Source organism: Paenibacillus sp. FSL P4-0081, assembly GCF_000758565.1.
Taxonomy (GTDB): Bacteria; Bacillota; Bacilli; order Paenibacillales; family Paenibacillaceae; genus Paenibacillus_AQ; species Paenibacillus_AQ phytohabitans.
In genome coordinates, this window is record NZ_CP009280.1 from 8,389,415 (window position 1) to 8,406,914 (window position 17,500).

15 protein-coding genes are annotated in these 17,500 nt (G+C 50.8%); all 15 read right to left on the minus strand.

Annotated elements, in window-relative coordinates:
• Positions 1–28: 28 nt before the first annotated feature.
• The 15 genes from P40081_RS35885 to ssb all read right to left on the minus strand — a co-directional run bounded on the left by P40081_RS35885 (position 29) and on the right by ssb (position 17,487).
• Positions 29–1,573 (minus strand): M23 family metallopeptidase, encoded by a 1,545-nt coding sequence (locus tag P40081_RS35885; RefSeq protein ID WP_042140587.1) that lies wholly within the window; start codon positions 1,571–1,573, stop codon positions 29–31.
• A gap of 297 nt (positions 1,574–1,870) precedes the next feature.
• Positions 1,871–2,545, minus strand: a complete 675-nt coding sequence (locus P40081_RS35890) for a hypothetical protein (RefSeq protein ID WP_042140588.1) — start codon at positions 2,543–2,545, stop codon at positions 1,871–1,873.
• A 201-nt stretch (positions 2,546–2,746) separates the two neighbouring features.
• Positions 2,747–4,033 (minus strand): adenylosuccinate synthase, encoded by a 1,287-nt coding sequence (locus P40081_RS35895; RefSeq protein ID WP_042140589.1) that lies wholly within the window; start codon positions 4,031–4,033, stop codon positions 2,747–2,749.
• A 332-nt stretch (positions 4,034–4,365) separates the two neighbouring features.
• Positions 4,366–5,727, minus strand: coding sequence for a replicative DNA helicase (gene dnaB / locus P40081_RS35900; RefSeq protein ID WP_042140590.1), 1,362 nt, complete (start codon positions 5,725–5,727; stop codon positions 4,366–4,368).
• Position 5,728: 1 nt separating this feature from the next.
• Positions 5,729–6,175, minus strand: a complete 447-nt coding sequence (rplI, locus tag P40081_RS35905) for a 50S ribosomal protein L9 (RefSeq protein ID WP_039295840.1) — start codon at positions 6,173–6,175, stop codon at positions 5,729–5,731.
• The gene (locus tag P40081_RS35910; protein ID WP_042140591.1) at positions 6,172–8,175 is read right to left on the minus strand and encodes a DHH family phosphoesterase; all 2,004 of its coding nucleotides are present in this window, start codon (positions 8,173–8,175) and stop codon (positions 6,172–6,174) included. The genes rplI and P40081_RS35910 overlap by 4 nt, the downstream gene beginning before the upstream one ends.
• Before the next feature lie 11 nt (positions 8,176–8,186).
• Positions 8,187–9,104: a DUF2232 domain-containing protein gene (locus P40081_RS35915; RefSeq protein ID WP_039295837.1), complete on the minus strand. Its 918-nt coding sequence runs from the start codon at positions 9,102–9,104 to the stop codon at positions 8,187–8,189.
• A gap of 6 nt (positions 9,105–9,110) precedes the next feature.
• A complete protein-coding gene (locus P40081_RS35920; protein ID WP_171717780.1) occupies positions 9,111–9,413 on the minus strand; it encodes a MazG-like family protein in 303 nt (100 codons plus the stop codon).
• Positions 9,414–9,661: 248 nt separating this feature from the next.
• The gene (locus P40081_RS35925) at positions 9,662–10,087 is read right to left on the minus strand and encodes a CBS domain-containing protein (protein ID WP_039295831.1); all 426 of its coding nucleotides are present in this window, start codon (positions 10,085–10,087) and stop codon (positions 9,662–9,664) included.
• A gap of 188 nt (positions 10,088–10,275) precedes the next feature.
• Positions 10,276–11,322 (minus strand): LCP family protein, encoded by a 1,047-nt coding sequence (locus P40081_RS35930; RefSeq protein WP_042140592.1) that lies wholly within the window; start codon positions 11,320–11,322, stop codon positions 10,276–10,278.
• A gap of 394 nt (positions 11,323–11,716) precedes the next feature.
• Entirely contained in the window at positions 11,717–13,438 is a 1,722-nt protein-coding gene (gene opp4A, locus P40081_RS35935) for an oligopeptide ABC transporter substrate-binding protein (protein ID WP_042140593.1), read from the minus strand.
• 229 nt (positions 13,439–13,667) lie between these two features.
• Positions 13,668–15,641: an endonuclease MutS2 gene (locus tag P40081_RS35940; protein WP_042140594.1), complete on the minus strand. Its 1,974-nt coding sequence runs from the start codon at positions 15,639–15,641 to the stop codon at positions 13,668–13,670.
• 459 nt (positions 15,642–16,100) lie between these two features.
• Positions 16,101–16,475, minus strand: coding sequence for a VOC family protein (locus P40081_RS35945; RefSeq protein WP_042140595.1), 375 nt, complete (start codon positions 16,473–16,475; stop codon positions 16,101–16,103).
• A 208-nt stretch (positions 16,476–16,683) separates the two neighbouring features.
• Positions 16,684–16,956, minus strand: coding sequence for a 30S ribosomal protein S18 (gene rpsR / locus P40081_RS35950; RefSeq protein ID WP_036699837.1), 273 nt, complete (start codon positions 16,954–16,956; stop codon positions 16,684–16,686).
• 21 nt (positions 16,957–16,977) lie between these two features.
• The gene (gene ssb / locus P40081_RS35955) at positions 16,978–17,487 is read right to left on the minus strand and encodes a single-stranded DNA-binding protein (protein ID WP_039295814.1); all 510 of its coding nucleotides are present in this window, start codon (positions 17,485–17,487) and stop codon (positions 16,978–16,980) included.
• Positions 17,488–17,500 lie beyond the last annotated feature (13 nt).

Genomic DNA, 17,500 nt, shown 5'->3' on the forward strand with positions numbered 1-17,500 from the left:
TCTATAAGCGGAGCTTAAAATATATATATTATTTCAGATATTTCATAGGGTTGACCGCTGTTCCATTCTTGCGGATTTCGAAGTGCAGATGTGTTCCGGTTGAGCGGCCGGTGTTGCCCATAATGCCTATTTGGCTGCCCTGTCCAAGCTTCTGGCCGACGGAGACGGAGATTCTGCTTAAATGTCCGTAGTAAGTAACGTATCCATTGTTGTGATTGACGATAACCACATTACCGTATCCGCTCTGCACACCGGCAAAGCTTACCGTACCGGCATCAGCGGCTTTGATTGTACGGTTGCCGGATACAATATCCAGTCCCTTATGTGCACGTCCCCAACGCTCGCCGTAACTGCTGGATATCGTAGCTCCGGTAACCGGCCAGGCGAACATTCCCGTTCCTTCACCTACAACCTTTGTACCAGAATAGACCACTTCAGGCAGCGAAGCCTTCACAACCGTCTGTCCGAGCCATTCTTCTTTGACAACCAGTCCATTTTCTTTGGTCAGCCTGTATTGCATCGTCTTGAGTCCCGTCTGACCGGCACGGACCACCTTTCTCTTGCCTGCCGCCAGCTGATCGCTTTTGCGTACAATAACTTCAGGCTCTGTAACTACTTGTTCAGTTACCTGCTCCACAGTCACGACCGTAAGATCAGGCTGGGGAACCGTCAGTTGCAACTGATCCCCGATCTGCAGGCTAAGCTCCTTGACGGCAGGATTGTTGCGGAAGATATCGGCCTGGGTAATCTGGAATCTGGAAGCGATGGCAGAGACCGTGTCTCCTTCCTGAACCGAGTAGACCAGCGGCTCTTCCTTGCCTTCGGTCAGCACCTTCACGGCTTCCTCTACACTAAGCACCTTGTTGGGGTCTGCCTTGACCGGAACAATGCTGACTTCCTCGCGGATGGCCGCCGATTCCACTTGGTCTGCCTTAGCTGGTGCTGCTGCTGTCGTCTTGGCCGCCGTCTTCATCAGCTTCGCGCCAGCGGCTGCAGCCTGCGGAGTATAATGCGCCTTCACGGCCTCGAGTACCGCGGCTGCTGTCTCCTGATCCTTCACGATCCCGAGCGGTTTGCCATCAACCGTCAATTCCACGCCTACCGCATAGGCTTTGAGCATGCCGTCCAGCTTGTCCAGTGTAGCTTCGCTGTCGATCTCCGGTTTGTACGCCTCGGCGACCTCTGTCGTGATGCCGCTGGTTTGCAGCACCATGACGGAATCCGGATACTTAAGCTGATATTCCCGTCTCTTCGCTTCAAACAGCTTGTTAAGGTCCGAATCCTGACTTAAAGTTCCGATCTCTTCACCTTTCACCAGCACCTTGTAGTAGGTTACTGTATTCGCCGCAACATGTTTCTTCTCCGCTCCGACTAAGAAGGTAGTCAGAAGAACCAGACCGGCAGTGGCAACAATCCATGAACGCCGGAGTCTGCGCGGTTTGGTTTCCGGCTGAAAGACCCGGGTTTCGCTGGCAGTGCTATTGCCCTGTTGACCTGCTGCACCTGACCCCGCGGATGTTTCTTCGCTGTTCCGCAGTTTCCCCATCCGGCGCATAAACTTAAAACCTTTCATGAAACTCTCCCTTTCAGTCCGCCCATACGGTCCGCCTTAGCGGATAAACTTATTTTTAGAGCCCCTTTTATATGTTGTACGTCATCTATTTATCTGTTTGCATGAGTATGAATATTGCTGCTTTTTTGGGCCCGGAAAAGGTTACAAAATATTAACCCCTCATAGTCCTTTTTTACTGTACCATAGCCTGAAGAAAAATTTCAACTTTCTTCACACAACAAAACCCGCGAAAATCGCGGGTTTAATCCCAAAATATGCGTTTTAAACAGATATACCGTGTCCAAAAAGTGACATTTTTTAATTTTGCGTGGGGGGTGCAGAATCAGGTGTAAGCATTTTCATTAAGGACTCATATTCCTCCTCATCCACATACCTCGCAATGATCTCCTGCAGTTCCTTTACTTCACTCTCTGTCAACCCGCCTTCCATAGCCGAGGAAATCTTTAGCATTTCCTCCTGCGGGAGCTTATTCATCAGAATATTGAAAATATTGGATTTCTCATCGGCAGGAATATTCTCCTTCAAGTCGTTTAGTGCACCCGGCGTCATCACCAGCTCCTGATCCAGTGCACGGTCACTCTGTTCTTCTCCGGCCGCCGCTTGTCCCATTACAGGCAGCGCATCCTCAGGCAGCGCATCCTCAGGCACCGTTTCATCCACCGTATCCCCGGTTTCACTCGCGGGGGAATCCCCGCCAGTTCCTTTTTCTCCATCTACCTTGCTTGAGTCTGCCTCTTTAATTGTATCCTTAGTATCCTTAGTATCCGTAGACGAGGAACTGCTGCTTCCCATCCCCGTCAGACTCTTCACGAAGCCAAGCATACCCGGCTCAGGCCCGTCTACCTTAATATCAAAGCCCGCCAGCACCGACTGGATATACGTATTGACCACATACGCAGTCGTCAGCATGGACAACCCGCTGGCCAGTACAACAATCAGACATATGCCAAGTGTCCGTTTCATTAGTTTCATCGTCATCGCTCCCTTATGCCCTGCTCTATTCAACTCCGGAGAATCAGTCCTTGGTGATCCTATTCTCCCAGTATTGACTAGAACCCGGCCCGGGAAACCTCTGTTATCCCTAGAAAAGCCGCTTAACAGCTGCCAAAATACAAAAACAGGAGCCTCCTCCGAGGCCCCTGCTCCTGTTATTCATATTCCTTCTGCTTCAATCTAGATATAGATTGGCAGTACCTGATTCGTCTGTTCCCGGTTACGGCCTACGGAGAAGATAGAGATTGGAATACCTGTCAGCTCTGATACACGTTCCACATATTTGCGAGTGTTAGCAGGCAGATCGTCTAGAGTCTTCGCACTTGTAATATCCTCGCTCCAGCCTGGAAGCTCTTCATAGACAGCTTCGCATTCCGCGAGCATCTTGAGACTGGCCGGGTAATGCGTAATGATCTCTCCGCGGAACTTGTAGCCTGTGCAGATCTTGACGGTTTCGAGGCCGCTCAGCACGTCCAGCGAGTTCAGGGACAGACCCGTGATTCCGCTAACGCGGCGGGCATGACGTACAACTACACTGTCGAACCAGCCCACACGGCGTGCGCGGCCGGTTACAGTACCGTACTCGTGGCCTGTTTCACGGATATAATCACCAGTGGCATCGTTCAGTTCTGTAGGGAACGGACCATCGCCAACGCGGGTAGTGTAGGCTTTAGCCACACCAATAACCTGTTTGATCTTGGACGGGCCAACGCCTGAACCGATGCAGACACCGCCTGCGGAAGGATTGGATGAAGTAACGAACGGATAGGTACCCTGGTCAATATCAAGCATTACACCCTGTGCACCCTCGAACAATACTCTGGAATCTGCATCAATAGCATCATTCAGCACAACCGAAGTATCCGTCACGTAACCGCGCAGCACTTCTGCATACTCCAGATATTTCGTCAGAATTTCTTCTACATCCAGCGGCTCTGCACCGTATACCTGAGTGATAACCTGATTCTTCTCTTCCATCAACGGACGAAGTCTCAATTCGAATTCCTCGGCGTCCATCAGATCGGCAATCCGGATACCGTTGCGGGCTGCTTTATCCATGTAGCACGGGCCAATCCCCTTGCGTGTTGTTCCGATTTTGTTCGGACCCTTGCGGTCTTCTTCAAGCGCATCCAGCAGCATATGATAAGGCATAATGACATGGGCGCGGTCGCTGATCACCAGGTTCTTCGTATCAAAGCCATTCTCATGAATATAATTAATTTCTTGAATCAGGGCCTCTGGATTGATAACCATTCCGTTGCCGATAACACAAGTTTTTTCTTTATAAAATACACCTGATGGAATCAAGCTGAGCTTGAACTTCTTCCCGTCAATCAGAATCGTGTGACCGGCATTGTTACCCCCTTGATACCGAGCGACCACATCTGCACTCTCTGCCAGAAAATCCGTGATCTTTCCTTTGCCTTCGTCTCCCCATTGTGTTCCCACGACGACTACCGTTGACATGTTCATTCCTCCGTAGGTGCTAGCAAGCACCATTATTTTTCAAAATAGAAGAATTTATATGCTTACGCTATAAATTATCATGATTAAGCTATAAATTATCCTTCTATTTCCACGCTGAAACCCGCCGTCCCTTTATACGGACAGCGAAGCTGTTTCCACTTGTAATATGGGCTCGGTACGGACTTCTTATGTACGCAGCCCTCCGGACACCAGGGCGGGCTAGCCCGCCAAAGCACAATAATCAGTGTAACAGCGGCACTTTTTAAAGTCAAATAAAAACGAACGATCACAGTTGAAGATGTGCGATCGTTCGTGTATTGTGCGAAATTCGCCTAACCTGCGAACGGTTCCGCATGTGCCCGCTCGTAGTTGACGAACTTGTTAAAGTTCTTGAGGAATACCAGCTCTACCGTGCCTACCGGACCGTTACGCTGTTTGGCGATGATGATTTCAATAATATTCTTCTTCTCGGTATCCTGATTGTAGTAATCGTCACGGTACAGGAACGCTACGATATCGGCATCCTGCTCGATCGAACCCGATTCACGAAGGTCACTCATCATCGGCCGTTTGTCCTGACGCTGCTCCACACCACGGCTGAGCTGGGACAGGGCAATAACCGGAACATCGAGCTCACGGGCAATCTGCTTCAGGGTACGGGAGATTTCGGATACTTCCTGCTGGCGGTTCTCTCCGGCTTTGCCGCGGCCCTGGATCAGCTGCAGGTAGTCGATGACGATCATGCCGAGACCTTTTTCCTTCTTCAGCCGGCGGCATTTCGCGCGGATATCTGTAACGGTAACCCCGGGTGTATCATCGATATAAATTTCAGCCTCGGACAACGACTGGATCCCCATGGTCAGCTTGGACCAGTCATCATCGCTTTTGAAATCACCGGTACGCATAATATTGGCGTCCAGATTGGCTTCTGCGCAGATCATACGTTGTACCAGCTGGGGCGCCGACATTTCCAGACTGAAGATCGCTACGGTCTCTTTGGCTCGGACCGCAACATTCTGGGCGATATTCAGGGCGAATGCCGTCTTCCCTACGGATGGACGGGCAGCCACAATGATTAAGTCGTTACGCTGGAAACCGTTCGTCATATGGTCAAGATCGGCAAACCCTGAGGGAATCCCCGAAGTGCCGCCCTTGTTCTGATGGAGCAGCTCCACCCGGTCGAATACCTGCATCAGCACATCACGGATGGCAATGAACCCGCTGCCGCTGCGGCGGTTAGAGATCTCCAGGATCCGCCGCTCGGCATCACTCAGCATGATGCCTACATCTTCGCCGCCCGTATAACCTTCGCTGACAATCTGCGTTGCTGTACGGATCAGCCGCCGCAGCATCGCCTTCTCTTCTATAATCTGTGCATAATAGTCGACGTTGGCCGCAGTCGGTACTGCATGCGCCAGCTTAGCCAAATAGCTGACACCGCCGACATCCTCAAGCTCCCCCTTGTCCTGGAGCCGGGATGTCAATGTAATCAGGTCAATCGGCTGGCTCTCTTCTCCGAGTTGCACCATCGCCTCAAATATCATCTGATGCGGTTTGTCGTAGAAGTCTTCGGTATTCACCCGCTCCATCGCGGTAATAAGCGCTTCATCCGACAGCAGAACCGCACCTAGTACGGCCTGTTCTGCCTCTAGATTCTGCGGGGGAACCCGATCGAAAAAGAGATCTCCACCCATTCTACTCCTCCGTTACCTGCACCGTGAGGTTAGCCTTTACTTCAGTGTGCAGCTTCACTGTTACCTGGAACGTGCCTACATGGCGGATCGGATCGCTCAGTTCAATTTTGCGCTTGTCGATCACGATTCCCTGCGTAGCCGCCAGCGTTTCGCCGATCTGTTTGCTGGTGATTGCTCCGAACAGACGCCCGCCTTCGCCCGCTTTGGCCTTCAGCGTCAAGGTCAGCTCATCAATCTTCTTGCCGAGCTGAACAGCTTCCTCTTTCTCCTGGTCCTTACGGCGCTGTTCCGCTGCCGCCTGGTTCTCCAGCGTCTTCACATTGCCGTCGGTAGCCGGACGAACCAGTCCCCGCGGCAGCAGGAAGTTTGCTGCATAACCTTCCGACACCTCTTTAACCTGCCCCTTCTTGCCTTGACCCTTAACATCCTTGATGAAAATGACCTTCATTCGAATAGCCCCTCTTTCGATTCAATTTCGGCCAGTACTGCAAGCAGTCTGGCTTCTGCTTCCTTAGTGGTTCCTTCAAGCTGTACAGCCGCATTGGACAGATGTCCGCCGCCCCCCAGCTTCTCCATAACCACTTGTACGTTCATCCGCCCCAGTGACCGGGCACTGATGCCGATCAGGCCGTCAGGCCGCTCACTGATCACGAATGAGGCAACCACATTCGTCATCCCCAGCAGCGTATCCGCCGTCTGGGCAATCAGCAGCTGTGGGATTTTCATTCCCGGCGCAGTAACCACCAGCGCGATATGATCATATACCATCCGAGCATGCTTGATAATCTCCGCCTTGGAGATGTACTCCTGCAGATCCTCCTTCAGCATGCGCTGAATCAGAATCGTATCTGCCCCGACACGCCTCAGGAATCCGGCTGCCTCGAAGGTCCGCGACCCGGTATGCAGCGCGAAATGCTTCGTATCCACCGTGATGCCCGCCAGCAGCATGGTAGCCTCCAGCGGACTGAGCTTGATCTTGTCGTGAATATACTGCAGCAGCTCGGTCACCAGCTCACAGGTTGAAGATGCGTAAGGCTCCAGATACACGAGCACGGCATCATTGATGAACTCTTCTCCCCGGCGGTGATGGTCTACTACTACGATCCGGCTGGCGTATTGCACCAGCCGCGGCTCCATTGTCATGGAAGCCTTATGTGTATCTACAACAATCAGCAGCGTGTGCTCCGTCATGACCTGCAGCGCCTGCTCTGTCGTGATGAAGGTCTTGTATAACGCTTCATCCTTACGGATCTGCTCCATCATGCGGGTAATGGACGGATTCGGCGTCTCCATTACAATACTGGCTTCCACGTTGTACATCTGTGCAGCCTTGAGCAGGCCGATTGCCGCACCTACAGCGTCGATATCAGGCACCCTGTGCCCCATAATCAGCACCCGGTCGCTCTCCTGCATCAAATCGCGCAGGGCATGGGCGATCACCCGTGCCCGTACCCTCGTCCGTTTCTCTGCGGCATTGCTCTTGCCGCCGTAGAAGGAGAGCCGCTGGCCCGCCTTCACAGCCGCCTGGTCTCCGCCCCGGCCCAGTGCCATATCCAGACTCGACTGGGCAAGAGCTCCGAGCTCACTGGCCGATTCCGAGCCATAGGCAAGGCCTATGCTGAGCGTCATCGGCACCTTGAGATCAGCCGTCATCTCGCGGACCTCATCGAGTACAACGAACCGGCTCTCCTCCAGCGCCTGGAGACTGCGGTGATTCAGCAGCATCAGATACCGCTCTGAAGACAGGCGGCGCAGATAGACTTCAAACTGCTTGCTCCACTCCGTAATCTCGCTGGCTACCTTGGCGATCAGCGACGTGCGCTGCTGATCGTCCATTCCCTGGGCTGCTTCATCCAGATTGTCCATCATTACAATACCGATCGCCAGCTTTTCTTCCTCATACCGCTCACGCAAGACCACCAGCTCAGTGATATCGTAGAGATAGAGCAGACGTTCACTTGGAATCACCACCACCTGATAATAACGGTCATCGACCGTGATCTCCTGGCGGTGATCCTTCATTGCACCGTCTTTGGCGGGTTCGCGCTTCTGCGGTATATTCTTCAGAGAAGCAATGACATCGGGCATCAGCTCCTGCAAATCTTCACCCACAAGAGTCTTGCGGGAGAAGATATGGCTGGCATTGCGGTTATTCCACTCCACTGTACGGTCTTCACTGTACAGGATAATCCCTAAGGGAAGCATACTTACAGCCTCACCTTCCACCCGTTTAATGCGGAAGGAGAGGCCGTTAATATAATCTACAAGGTTGCGGCGGAACGACAGCTCGGCCTGCAGCATGGTGAAACACAATGTGCCGGCCAGGAAGAGGCTGGCAACACCGAGGACCCAGTTATAGATACTGACCACTATAATCAGGACCAGCAGCAGCAAGAACGCCCACACGGTATGATACCCGTGCCAGCGTCTTTGCAGAAATTTTGGCATGAGCTCTCACCCTATCGTTTCGATTTCTTCACAAGCTCCCGCAGCGGAAACGCCAGATCGACAACACCGATAATCCAGAATCCCGGCAGGACGATAACAGGTATCGCCAGCAGCAGCGCTACTATCTTGCTCCACTTCCGTTCATGTATGAGGAAGAAGAGGAAACCGATGGTTTGAATCTTGAATGCGATTTGCAGCAGCGGCAGCAGATTGGCCGAGACCATCAGCATGAAGCCGCTGTCCGCACCGCCGAAGAGCAGGCTGAGCACAACGCCAAGCAGATAATACCAGATGAAGGCTCTGGACAGTCTCCACTCCCGTGCAGGCTTCAGTCTTGGCACCGCGTATTCCATGCTGTTCAGAATCGGACGGACAATGGAATGCGTAATGACAGCTATGATAAATGCGCTGAGGATGAGCGTCATCGGAATAGCCTGGATGGTCATCCAGCTCATCATGCCAATCTGATCCGATGAAATGGTGATCTCGGAGAGCAGGGGATTGCTTGCCCCCATAGTGGCCAGCCAGTCCGTATAAGTCTGCAGAACATCGTATACATAATCGTACAAATTAAACTGCAGGAATGTAGTACTGATTAACAGAATCAGCAGGAATTCACCTAATACTGCGACCATACCGGCAATTAGCGTAGACATCGCTGATGCGCGTTTCTTATACCGGCGTCCCATTACAAGGGCCGGTATCAGGAAATAAATGGCTATCAATACGTAAAACGGTGTAATCAGGCCCACAATCAGCAGGACCGGCACTATATGCAGAATAAACTGCTTCGTGCTAAGCGTCGTAAAGAGCACAATGGCCGGGATAATCATAAACAGCGTCGTGATAAGCAGTAATGGGGTGGACAGGGATAACAGCAGCAGCAGATAAGCTATGCTCCAAGCCACAGATGTCCAGCGAAATTTCAACAGTATTCACCTCTTACGCATATGTTCTTCTAGTGCAGATATATCCTGGTACCATTCTTCCAGCTGATGGCCTTCCTGCCTGTGCTTTCTCAGCTTCTCCATCAGCAAGTCATCCAGTTCACGATAAGGGATACCAAGTCTGCGCCCCAATATATATGAGCTCATAATCAGGCTGGCCAGGCTGTCGCCTACACGGGCGGTACTGCCTTCCCACAACGCTTTGAATAACCGTGAGACTTGATCGATTACTTCGGTCTTTAACCACTCAATTACCTTGGCGCGTTTGGCCACGTCCAGGTCCTTCGGCACATTGGGCACGTCTCTCTACCTCCGGCAAAAAGCATTATTCTCCATTATAGCATAAATATTTCCGAGCCACACGGACGCCAGCCTCCCGGATCATCCGCATAGCGGAGCCTTAAATCCGGGCTTGATTCATGGACTTTACAGGCATACCGGAAGGTATCTACAGCCTGCCTTTCAAAAAAGGCCCGCATTCCGTTACGCCGGAAATACAGGCCTTGGTTCCTTAAGCATTTGTCGCCATATGGATGAGGTTATAACGATTCCTGGGATTGCCGCGAGACAACCTTTTCGCAATATTCGATGATCTGACTCCGGCGCACAATACCAATGAACCGTTTCATGTCGTCAACTACAGGTACAAAGTTCTGTACTTTGGCCAGGTTAATCAAGTCCTCCATATCCGCATCAATGGATACCGGCAGATTATTCATCCGCAGCGGTACATCCTTAAGCAGATATTTGGAAGCATTCTCAAAAGTAACGGCGCCGCCCGACTCCTTCATGTACCAGAGCAAATCACCTTCTGTGACTGTTCCGGCATATTCCCCGTTCCGGTTCAGAATCGGCACTGCGGTATAGCGGTGAAACTCCATCCGTTCCAAGGTCTGGCGCAGCGTCGAATCCAGTGTAACGCAAGCTACCTCCTGTTTCGGAAGTAAAAAAAACGCAATATTCATCTCTTGATCCTCCTCAAAGAGTTCCGAAGGAATGATGCTCTACCTTCCGTGCTGCAAGGCCCACCGTAGTTATACGCCTGAGACAGCAATTCGTTCCACTTCATTATACCATGAAGACAATAAACAGCAGCCATTAACCTTGCGAATGGCTGCTGTTTTTATGGGGGACAGAATGTACGTCTCCGCCCTTACTGGGCTGTAGCTGTAGCCGCAGGCTCCAGGGCATTCTCTGCTTTGCCTGGTTCAATTAGCTGGTCCACCGGTGTGCTGGCATTCATCCAGTTATCGATCATGGCCTTAGCTTCACTCAAGTCCTCTTCATCAACAATATCGTAATACACGCCATTGATGCGTTCGCCTTCGCCCATCACCGTGAAGCTGGAGATATCCATATCCTTGCCGCCCATGAATTTCTTGGCCAGACTGATAATCGTGGAAGGCTGTATGTCTGTTTTGAAATTATCGCCCATAATATCCAGCAGCTCCGGGATGTTGCCGATTTGGCTGATTGATAACATTTTATTCGCTACTACATCGATAAATACCTGCTGGCGTTTGGTCCGGTTGAAGTCGCTATCCTCGCGGTAACGGGTGTAGTTAAGCGCCTCTTCACCACTATAATTCGACTTATTGGCCTTAATGGTGAATTTCTCATGATCCGCACCTTTGTTGACAATATCCTTCTTGATCGGCAGCGGAACACCGCCAATAGCGTCAACCGCATCCTTCAGGCCCTGAAAATTAATTGTGGCATAATATTGAATATCATGGCCCAGCAGTGCTTCCAGGGTATCTTTAGCCATTTGCTGGCCGCCAAAAGCATAAGCATGCGTGATTTTGTCCTTCTTATTGTCACCATGCCCGATAATTTCCGTGTACGTGTCACGGGGGATTGAGATCAGCAGAATCTTATAATCCTCCGGACGGATGACGGCATAGATCATCGTATCGGACCGTGCCACTTCATTGCCCCGCTGGTCTGTACCCAGGAGCATTAAAGAGAACGGGTCGCTTTTGTATACTACCGGGGCAGGTTTAACCGTTGTGGTAGTTGTACCGTTATTCTCCAAAGGCTGGTAGGATTCTTCCGCCAGCTTGGTTTCCACCTGATCCGACAAAAAGAGGTCAAAGGCCAGCACCGCGAGCGGCTTCTGGAACAAAAATCCTCCGGCTACAATGACCAGGGCTACGATGAGTGCAATGTATCTTTTCTTCAGTTTTTTTATTTTTTTCATAATTATAATTCCTTCTTTATGGTGGATTGTACATATGATTGCCGTGCTCTATTTACAATGCCTGCCTGGACTTTCAGACAGTCATGACTGGGCTCTTCTTGCTGCTATGCGCTGCCCTGCTTAAGGATATGGTTCCCCCTTTCCGGGATTCGGGTCGTTCTAATTGTAGAATAAACCTGGAAAACTGCTTTGACACATAAACAATATTTCTATTGTAATCACTTCACACCTAAAAAGAAACAACAAATAACGACAGCATCGGCGCGATAGCCGCCTGTATTCCTTAAAGTATATGACGCAGGAAAGTCCGTTTTGATGCCCATTTCCAAAAAATAATTAAAAATGACGGCCCGCACTGCCTGCCTAGGCAACAGATCGGACCGTCATTATTTATCTAATCGATTTCCTTGATCCACCAGTTCTGCGGATCACGTATATTGCTGAGCGCGTTCGTAGATACACCCTGGAGGCGTTTATTAACCGCGGTAATATTAGAGCGTTCGGAGAAAAAGATCATCGGAACCTCGTCATTAATCAGCTTCTGCCATTCATAATATACCTCTTTGCGGAAATCCTGGTCGTAGGCTTTCAGGCTTACCCCGTCACGGATGAGTTCCTCGCTGCGCTTGGACGTCCACCGCGGATAATTCCACGAATCGGTTGCCCGCCATAGGCCCGAAGGATCGGGGTCGCTGGCCAGCCCCCATACACCGTTAAACAGCTCTACGGACGGATCATCGGACTCTACCGCTTCATAAAAGCTGTTCAGCTCCTTCAGGCTCCCGCCGTTTAACTGAACATTGAGCCCGACATCATGCCAGTTCTGCAGAATCGCTGCAGTACGCGCCTCTGCTGTTTTGCTGCCGGACATCGCGTCGTAATGAATCGTGAATTTCTTACCGCTTGGATCCTCGCGGAGCCCGTCTCCATCCGTATCGAGATATCCTGCCTCATCCAGCAGGGTCTCTGCCTTCTCCGGAAGATAGGCATAGGTATCTATTTCCTGGTCATCGATCTTAGCCCAGCTTGAGCTGGGAATAGGGGTCTCAATCAGTGTTCCCAGGCCATAGGAATATTTATCAATAATACCTTGCCGGTCAAGCGCATAATACATCGCTTTGCGGAGCCGCTTATCCTGGAATTTGGGATTATCCATCACCACCTGGCCGCTCTCATCATCCCAGTGTCCAAACTTGAACCCTATATATTCATAAGAAAGCCCCGGTGTCACTTTGATCTCCACATTGTTCAGCAGGCCTGCAGCCTGGTAAGCATCCCTCGGAAGGGTACCGATATCGATGCTTCCGGCTTCAAGCAGGGCCGTCATGTCCTTGCTGTCAATGACCTTGTAGGTTACACCGTCCAGCAGAGCTTCCCCTTTATAATAATCATCGAACCGTACCATCTCGACACTCTCACCCGGTACAATAGCCTTAATCATGAAAGGACCGGTACCAATAGGCTGCTTACGCACCTGATCACTGTCCAACATATCCTTTACTGCGACGCCCTCGAAATACCTCTTGTTCATCGGATAGGCCCACAGATTATCGATCATGTTTGCCCGCGCTGAATTCATCGTAATGCGCAGCGTATACGGGTCCATCACCTTGAGTCCGGTGATTTCCTTGGCCTCCCCCAGGTGGTAAGCTTCGGCTCCCTTAATCATTTCCACGCTATAATACCTGGAGCCCGGATAATCCGGGCTGGCGATGGTCTCCAGAGCAAACTTCCAGTCCTCCACGGTCAGCTCATCGCCGTTATGCCAGCGGACACCGGGTTTGATGGTGAACGTAAATACCGTATGATCCTCGGATTCCTGCCAAGTGGCAATGTTAGGAGCCGTAGACAGGTCATCGTTGACTTTGAACATGGCTTCCGTAGTGAATTCAAGCACATTTGCATCGTCTTCCCCTTCAATAAAGGCCGGTTCGAAATTGCCTTGAAACGCAGATGAATATCCATATGTTACTGTCCCGCCTGCTATAGGTTCATCGGCTGTTTTGCTTAAGCGCGTCATATAAGACTCGGCCCCTGGGCTTGGTCCGCTGCATGCAGACAACGCCACCGCAAGCATAAGCGGGAGCATTAGCCGGCCGATGATATGTTTTGACATATATTTCTTCCCTCCCGGGTTCCATCACGCTTTAATGTAAGCGGTTTCTACACTGAATTTTACTATAACTCTGATTGTTCAGCTCATGGACATTTGAATATGCCACATAATAGAGGATAACCAATATTCGCTCTAAAGTGAAGCCTTTAATTTCTATTCGGTCTGCAGAAGCCCCCGTGAAATGTGAAAAAAGCCTGCCCTGACGGGCAGACTTCTGGAGTATTCACACTTATTTTTCCTCATCGGGATGTATGATGCTAAGGCCCTCAACATGCCTCTTCTGCATCAGTTTGCGCTTCTTGCGGGTATCCTTGCTCTCGAAAATAATATCAAAATCATAATCCTCCGGGTATAGCTCCTCTTTGGAAAGATATGGCTTCAAGCGCTTATGGTTTACGGTTATTTTCTGTTTCTGGATCATCACTCCGACCATCCCCCGGCTGTCCTTCTTCATATATACAATTCCCGTGCGCCCCAGGGTAGTGACGTAAACAGCATCCCCCACTTCAAAATCGGGCTTCGCCGCCGGCACGCTGTGCCCCGCATCAGCTGCATCATCCCGGTTTTGATCCGGATCTCCGCTCTGAGACGCAGCATTCCTCTTCTCTGCATCAGCAGCTCTTGAACTCTGTTCCTGTCTGTAAGGGCTACTCCACGGCCTCTGGCTGCCTCTATGCTCCTGCTGCTCGGCTACAAGCTGTTTGGCACGCTCAATAACCGGTTTGTTTATGCCGAGCTGCTCGGCAATCTGCAAGGCATAGCTCTCGCCCGCCTCGCCAATCGTCAGCCGGTACAGCGGCTGCAGAGTCTCTTTATCGAACTCCATCCGTGCATTCTGAAATCCCGGTGTAGCTGCAGCAAATACCTTAAGTTCGTTGAAGTGGGTGGTTACCACAATATTAGCGCCTTTACGGTTCAGCTCCTCCAGAATAGCAATCGACAGTGCGAACCCTTCCCCGGGATCCGTACCTGCCGCCAGCTCATCAATCAGCAGCAGTACGCCTCTGCCGGCATCACTAAGCATTCCTTCTATACTCTTCATTTGTGCAGAGAAGGTACTGAGCGACTGCGTCAGACTCTGACCATCGCCAATTACGCTAATTACGTTGCTGAACACAGTAAAATCACTGTCTGGCGCAACCGGCACCAGCAGACCGGATTGCGCCATCAAAGACAGCAGTCCCAGCGTTTTGAGTACTACCGTTTTGCCGCCTGTATTGGGGCCGGTTACGATCAGCGATTTGTAGCCCTGACCAAACTCCAGACTGACCGGCACCATATCCTTGAGCAGAGGATGCCTGCCTCCATTCATCCGCAGGAAGCCGCGTTCATTCAGTGAGACCGTCCGGGCATTAAGAACCCTGGCATACTTTCCCTTGGCGAAGATGAAATCATAGGTGCCGGTTACTTCAATATTCAGCCGCAGAGCCGCCTGTTCCTGCTCTAGCAGCCCTGTCAGCATACTTAGGATGATTCCTTCCTCCCGGGCTTCATCAGCTGACAATAGCTCAATCTCCCCCTGAAGGGAAGCCACCTCGTCTGGCTCTACGAAGACGGTCTGCCCGCTGGTCGACTGATCCAGCACGGAACCCTTGATTTGCTTGTGATACTCCCGTTTCACCGGAATCACATACCGGCCGCCTCGCATGCTGATCAGACTCTCCTGAAGGATGGACTTATGGCGCGCCATAATACTCTCCAGCTTTCGGTGCAGTCGATCCTTGGCCACAGCCAGCCGTTTGCGTACCCGCTCCAGCCCTTTACTGGCCTGATCGTCAATAACACCCAGCCGGATACAACGTTCGATCTCATCCCTGACAGAACTCAGCTCCTGCAGAGAAGCTCCGTAAGCAGCAATACGCGGCGCACTCTGCTCCTTGGATGCCATATACTTGCGCAGCTGTCCGCAGCTGTGCAGGAACACGGATACTGCGGTAAAATCCTGCTCATTGTACAGATAACCCGTTCCAAGCAGTGACAGAACCCACTCAATGCCTTCCAGTGACGGAATGGGCACACTCGCCCCCCGCTCCAGTAGTTCTTTGGCTTCGTCCGCTTCATCCAGTGCGCGGTGTATAGCCGGCAGATAGGTCATCGGCGCAAGCTCGCTCACATATCTTCTCCCTTCATAGGATACGGCATGGCGCATTAATTCCTGTTTGATTGTCTCGTATTCCAAGGTGTTCATACTCTGTAGATTCACTCTGATTCCTCCTTGTATAGATGCCTGTATTTCAGGCCTGCTCCCTAACGCAAAAAGGGCGAAGACCCGCCACTGCGGCAGTCTTCGCCCTCTTTTGATTGCTATTCTCCTCTTCGGCTTCAGGTACTGGCCCCACCCGCTGGATGAAAAGCTCCTGAAAACAGAAAAAACCGTGCTGCAAAGAGCACGGTTAATCACAAAGAGAATAATAGCCGTAAAGAGGCCATCATGACGCTTCGCGTGTGTTCTTAACTAAATCATTCATTCTTACAGCCCGCGGCTAATCAGACATGTCACCTGGACATAGTCTAACAAGACATGCTCCTGGCAATGATTGGAGCACGCTGCGGCTTACTGCCGGAATGATATGAAGTTGCTTAGTTAAGAACGCTCACCAACATCAAAATTTCCCCTTTAGTTATAGGATACCTGTAATTTACTACATCTGGAATCCGGTTGTCAATTGCCGGCAAAGCAATTCATTACCCATGTAATTCCGTTTTTACCGTCGGTAACCTGTCCATGAAGTGCGCCGAAGAAGGTTTTTTGCAGCTCCACCTTGACCTGCCCGCCCTCTGAGCTCAGTTTCTCATAAATCGCCCGCATCTCATCTTCGTTGTCCAGCCCCAGAATAACACTTACATTCTCTGTCTTGGCACCTTTGCCGTAATCATCGGAGAAATGAATCAGTGTCTGCCCCAAATGCAGCTCAGCATGCAGCAGCTTGCCATTATGTTCATTCAGAACCTTGATCTCTCCGCCAAAAACGCTCTTGTAGTACTCCACAGACTCCTGCACGTGCTCAATAATGATGTAAGGACTTGCGCTGATCATTGTTCATTCCTCCAAGTTTTATTTAAATGGCCTATATAGATTGAACTTGTATTTTTTCTATTATGGGATTGCCGTGACTCCAGAGAATATTTTCAAGTTCAATCTATATAGCTAGTATTCTGCCCCTATTATACAGTTTTTGCCCGCGTATTTCTTTTGTATGCATGCAAAAAAGCAGCCGGCTTAGCCGGCTGCTTCATAAAACGTCCTATTCCGTTGTGTAAGGCAGCAGCGCGATTTGACGCGAGCGTTTTACAGCAATGGTCAGAGCGCGTTGGTATTTTGCACTTGTACCAGTTACACGACGCGGCAAAATCTTTCCGCGTTCGCTGATGAACTTCTTAAGAAGCTCAGTGTCTTTATAGTCAATGTGAGTAATCTTGTTCACAGTGAAGTAGCACACTTTTTTACGCTTGTTGCGTCCACCACGACGTGCCGGTCTTTTGTCGTTGTCCGCGCCTTCTCTTGGTTTAAAAGCCATGTTCAGTTCAGTCCTTCCTTATTAAAATGGCAAATCATCGTCCGATATATCGATCGGTTTTCCATCGCCTGAAAAAGGATCTTGAGTATTGTTGTTACGCGAGAAATTATTGTTATTTCCGCGTGCACTGTTACCGCCGTTACCGCCGCCACCAAAGGCAGGCTCTTCGGGAGTACTTCCACCACTTGGTGCATTTCCGCCTTCACGGTTCTGCGAGGATTCCAGGAATCGGACATTATCAGCAATAACTTCAGTGACGTATACACGTTTACCTTCATTATTCTCGTAATTCCGTACTTGGATGCGTCCTTCTACGGCTGCCAGTCGTCCTTTGCGCAAGTAATTGGCACAGGTCTCAGCCAGCTGTCTCCAGGTTACTACCGGGATAAAGTCCGCTTCGCGTTCACCGTTCTGGCCCGTAAAGTTGCGGTCTACGGCAAGCGTAAACTGCGTTACGGCAACACCAGCGGGAGTATAACGAAGTTCCGGGTCACGGGTCAACCGACCGATCAGAATGATACGGTTCAACAATTCAATCCCCTCC

Coding starts and splice junctions, on each gene's coding strand:
- P40081_RS35885 (WP_042140587.1), bottom strand. CDS start 1,573: ATGAAAGGTTTTAAGTTTATGCGCCGGATGGGGAAACTGCGGAACAGC.
- P40081_RS35890 (WP_042140588.1), bottom strand. CDS start 2,545: ATGAAACTAATGAAACGGACACTTGGCATATGTCTGATTGTTGTACTG.
- P40081_RS35895 (WP_042140589.1), bottom strand. CDS start 4,033: ATGTCAACGGTAGTCGTCGTGGGAACACAATGGGGAGACGAAGGCAAA.
- dnaB (WP_042140590.1), bottom strand. CDS start 5,727: ATGGGTGGAGATCTCTTTTTCGATCGGGTTCCCCCGCAGAATCTAGAG.
- rplI (WP_039295840.1), bottom strand. CDS start 6,175: ATGAAGGTCATTTTCATCAAGGATGTTAAGGGTCAAGGCAAGAAGGGG.
- P40081_RS35910 (WP_042140591.1), bottom strand. CDS start 8,175: ATGCCAAAATTTCTGCAAAGACGCTGGCACGGGTATCATACCGTGTGG.
- P40081_RS35925 (WP_039295831.1), bottom strand. CDS start 10,087: ATGAATATTGCGTTTTTTTTACTTCCGAAACAGGAGGTAGCTTGCGTT.
- P40081_RS35930 (WP_042140592.1), bottom strand. CDS start 11,322: ATGAAAAAAATAAAAAAACTGAAGAAAAGATACATTGCACTCATCGTA.
- opp4A (WP_042140593.1), bottom strand. CDS start 13,438: ATGTCAAAACATATCATCGGCCGGCTAATGCTCCCGCTTATGCTTGCG.
- P40081_RS35945 (WP_042140595.1), bottom strand. CDS start 16,475: ATGATCAGCGCAAGTCCTTACATCATTATTGAGCACGTGCAGGAGTCT.
- rpsR (WP_036699837.1), bottom strand. CDS start 16,956: ATGGCTTTTAAACCAAGAGAAGGCGCGGACAACGACAAAAGACCGGCA.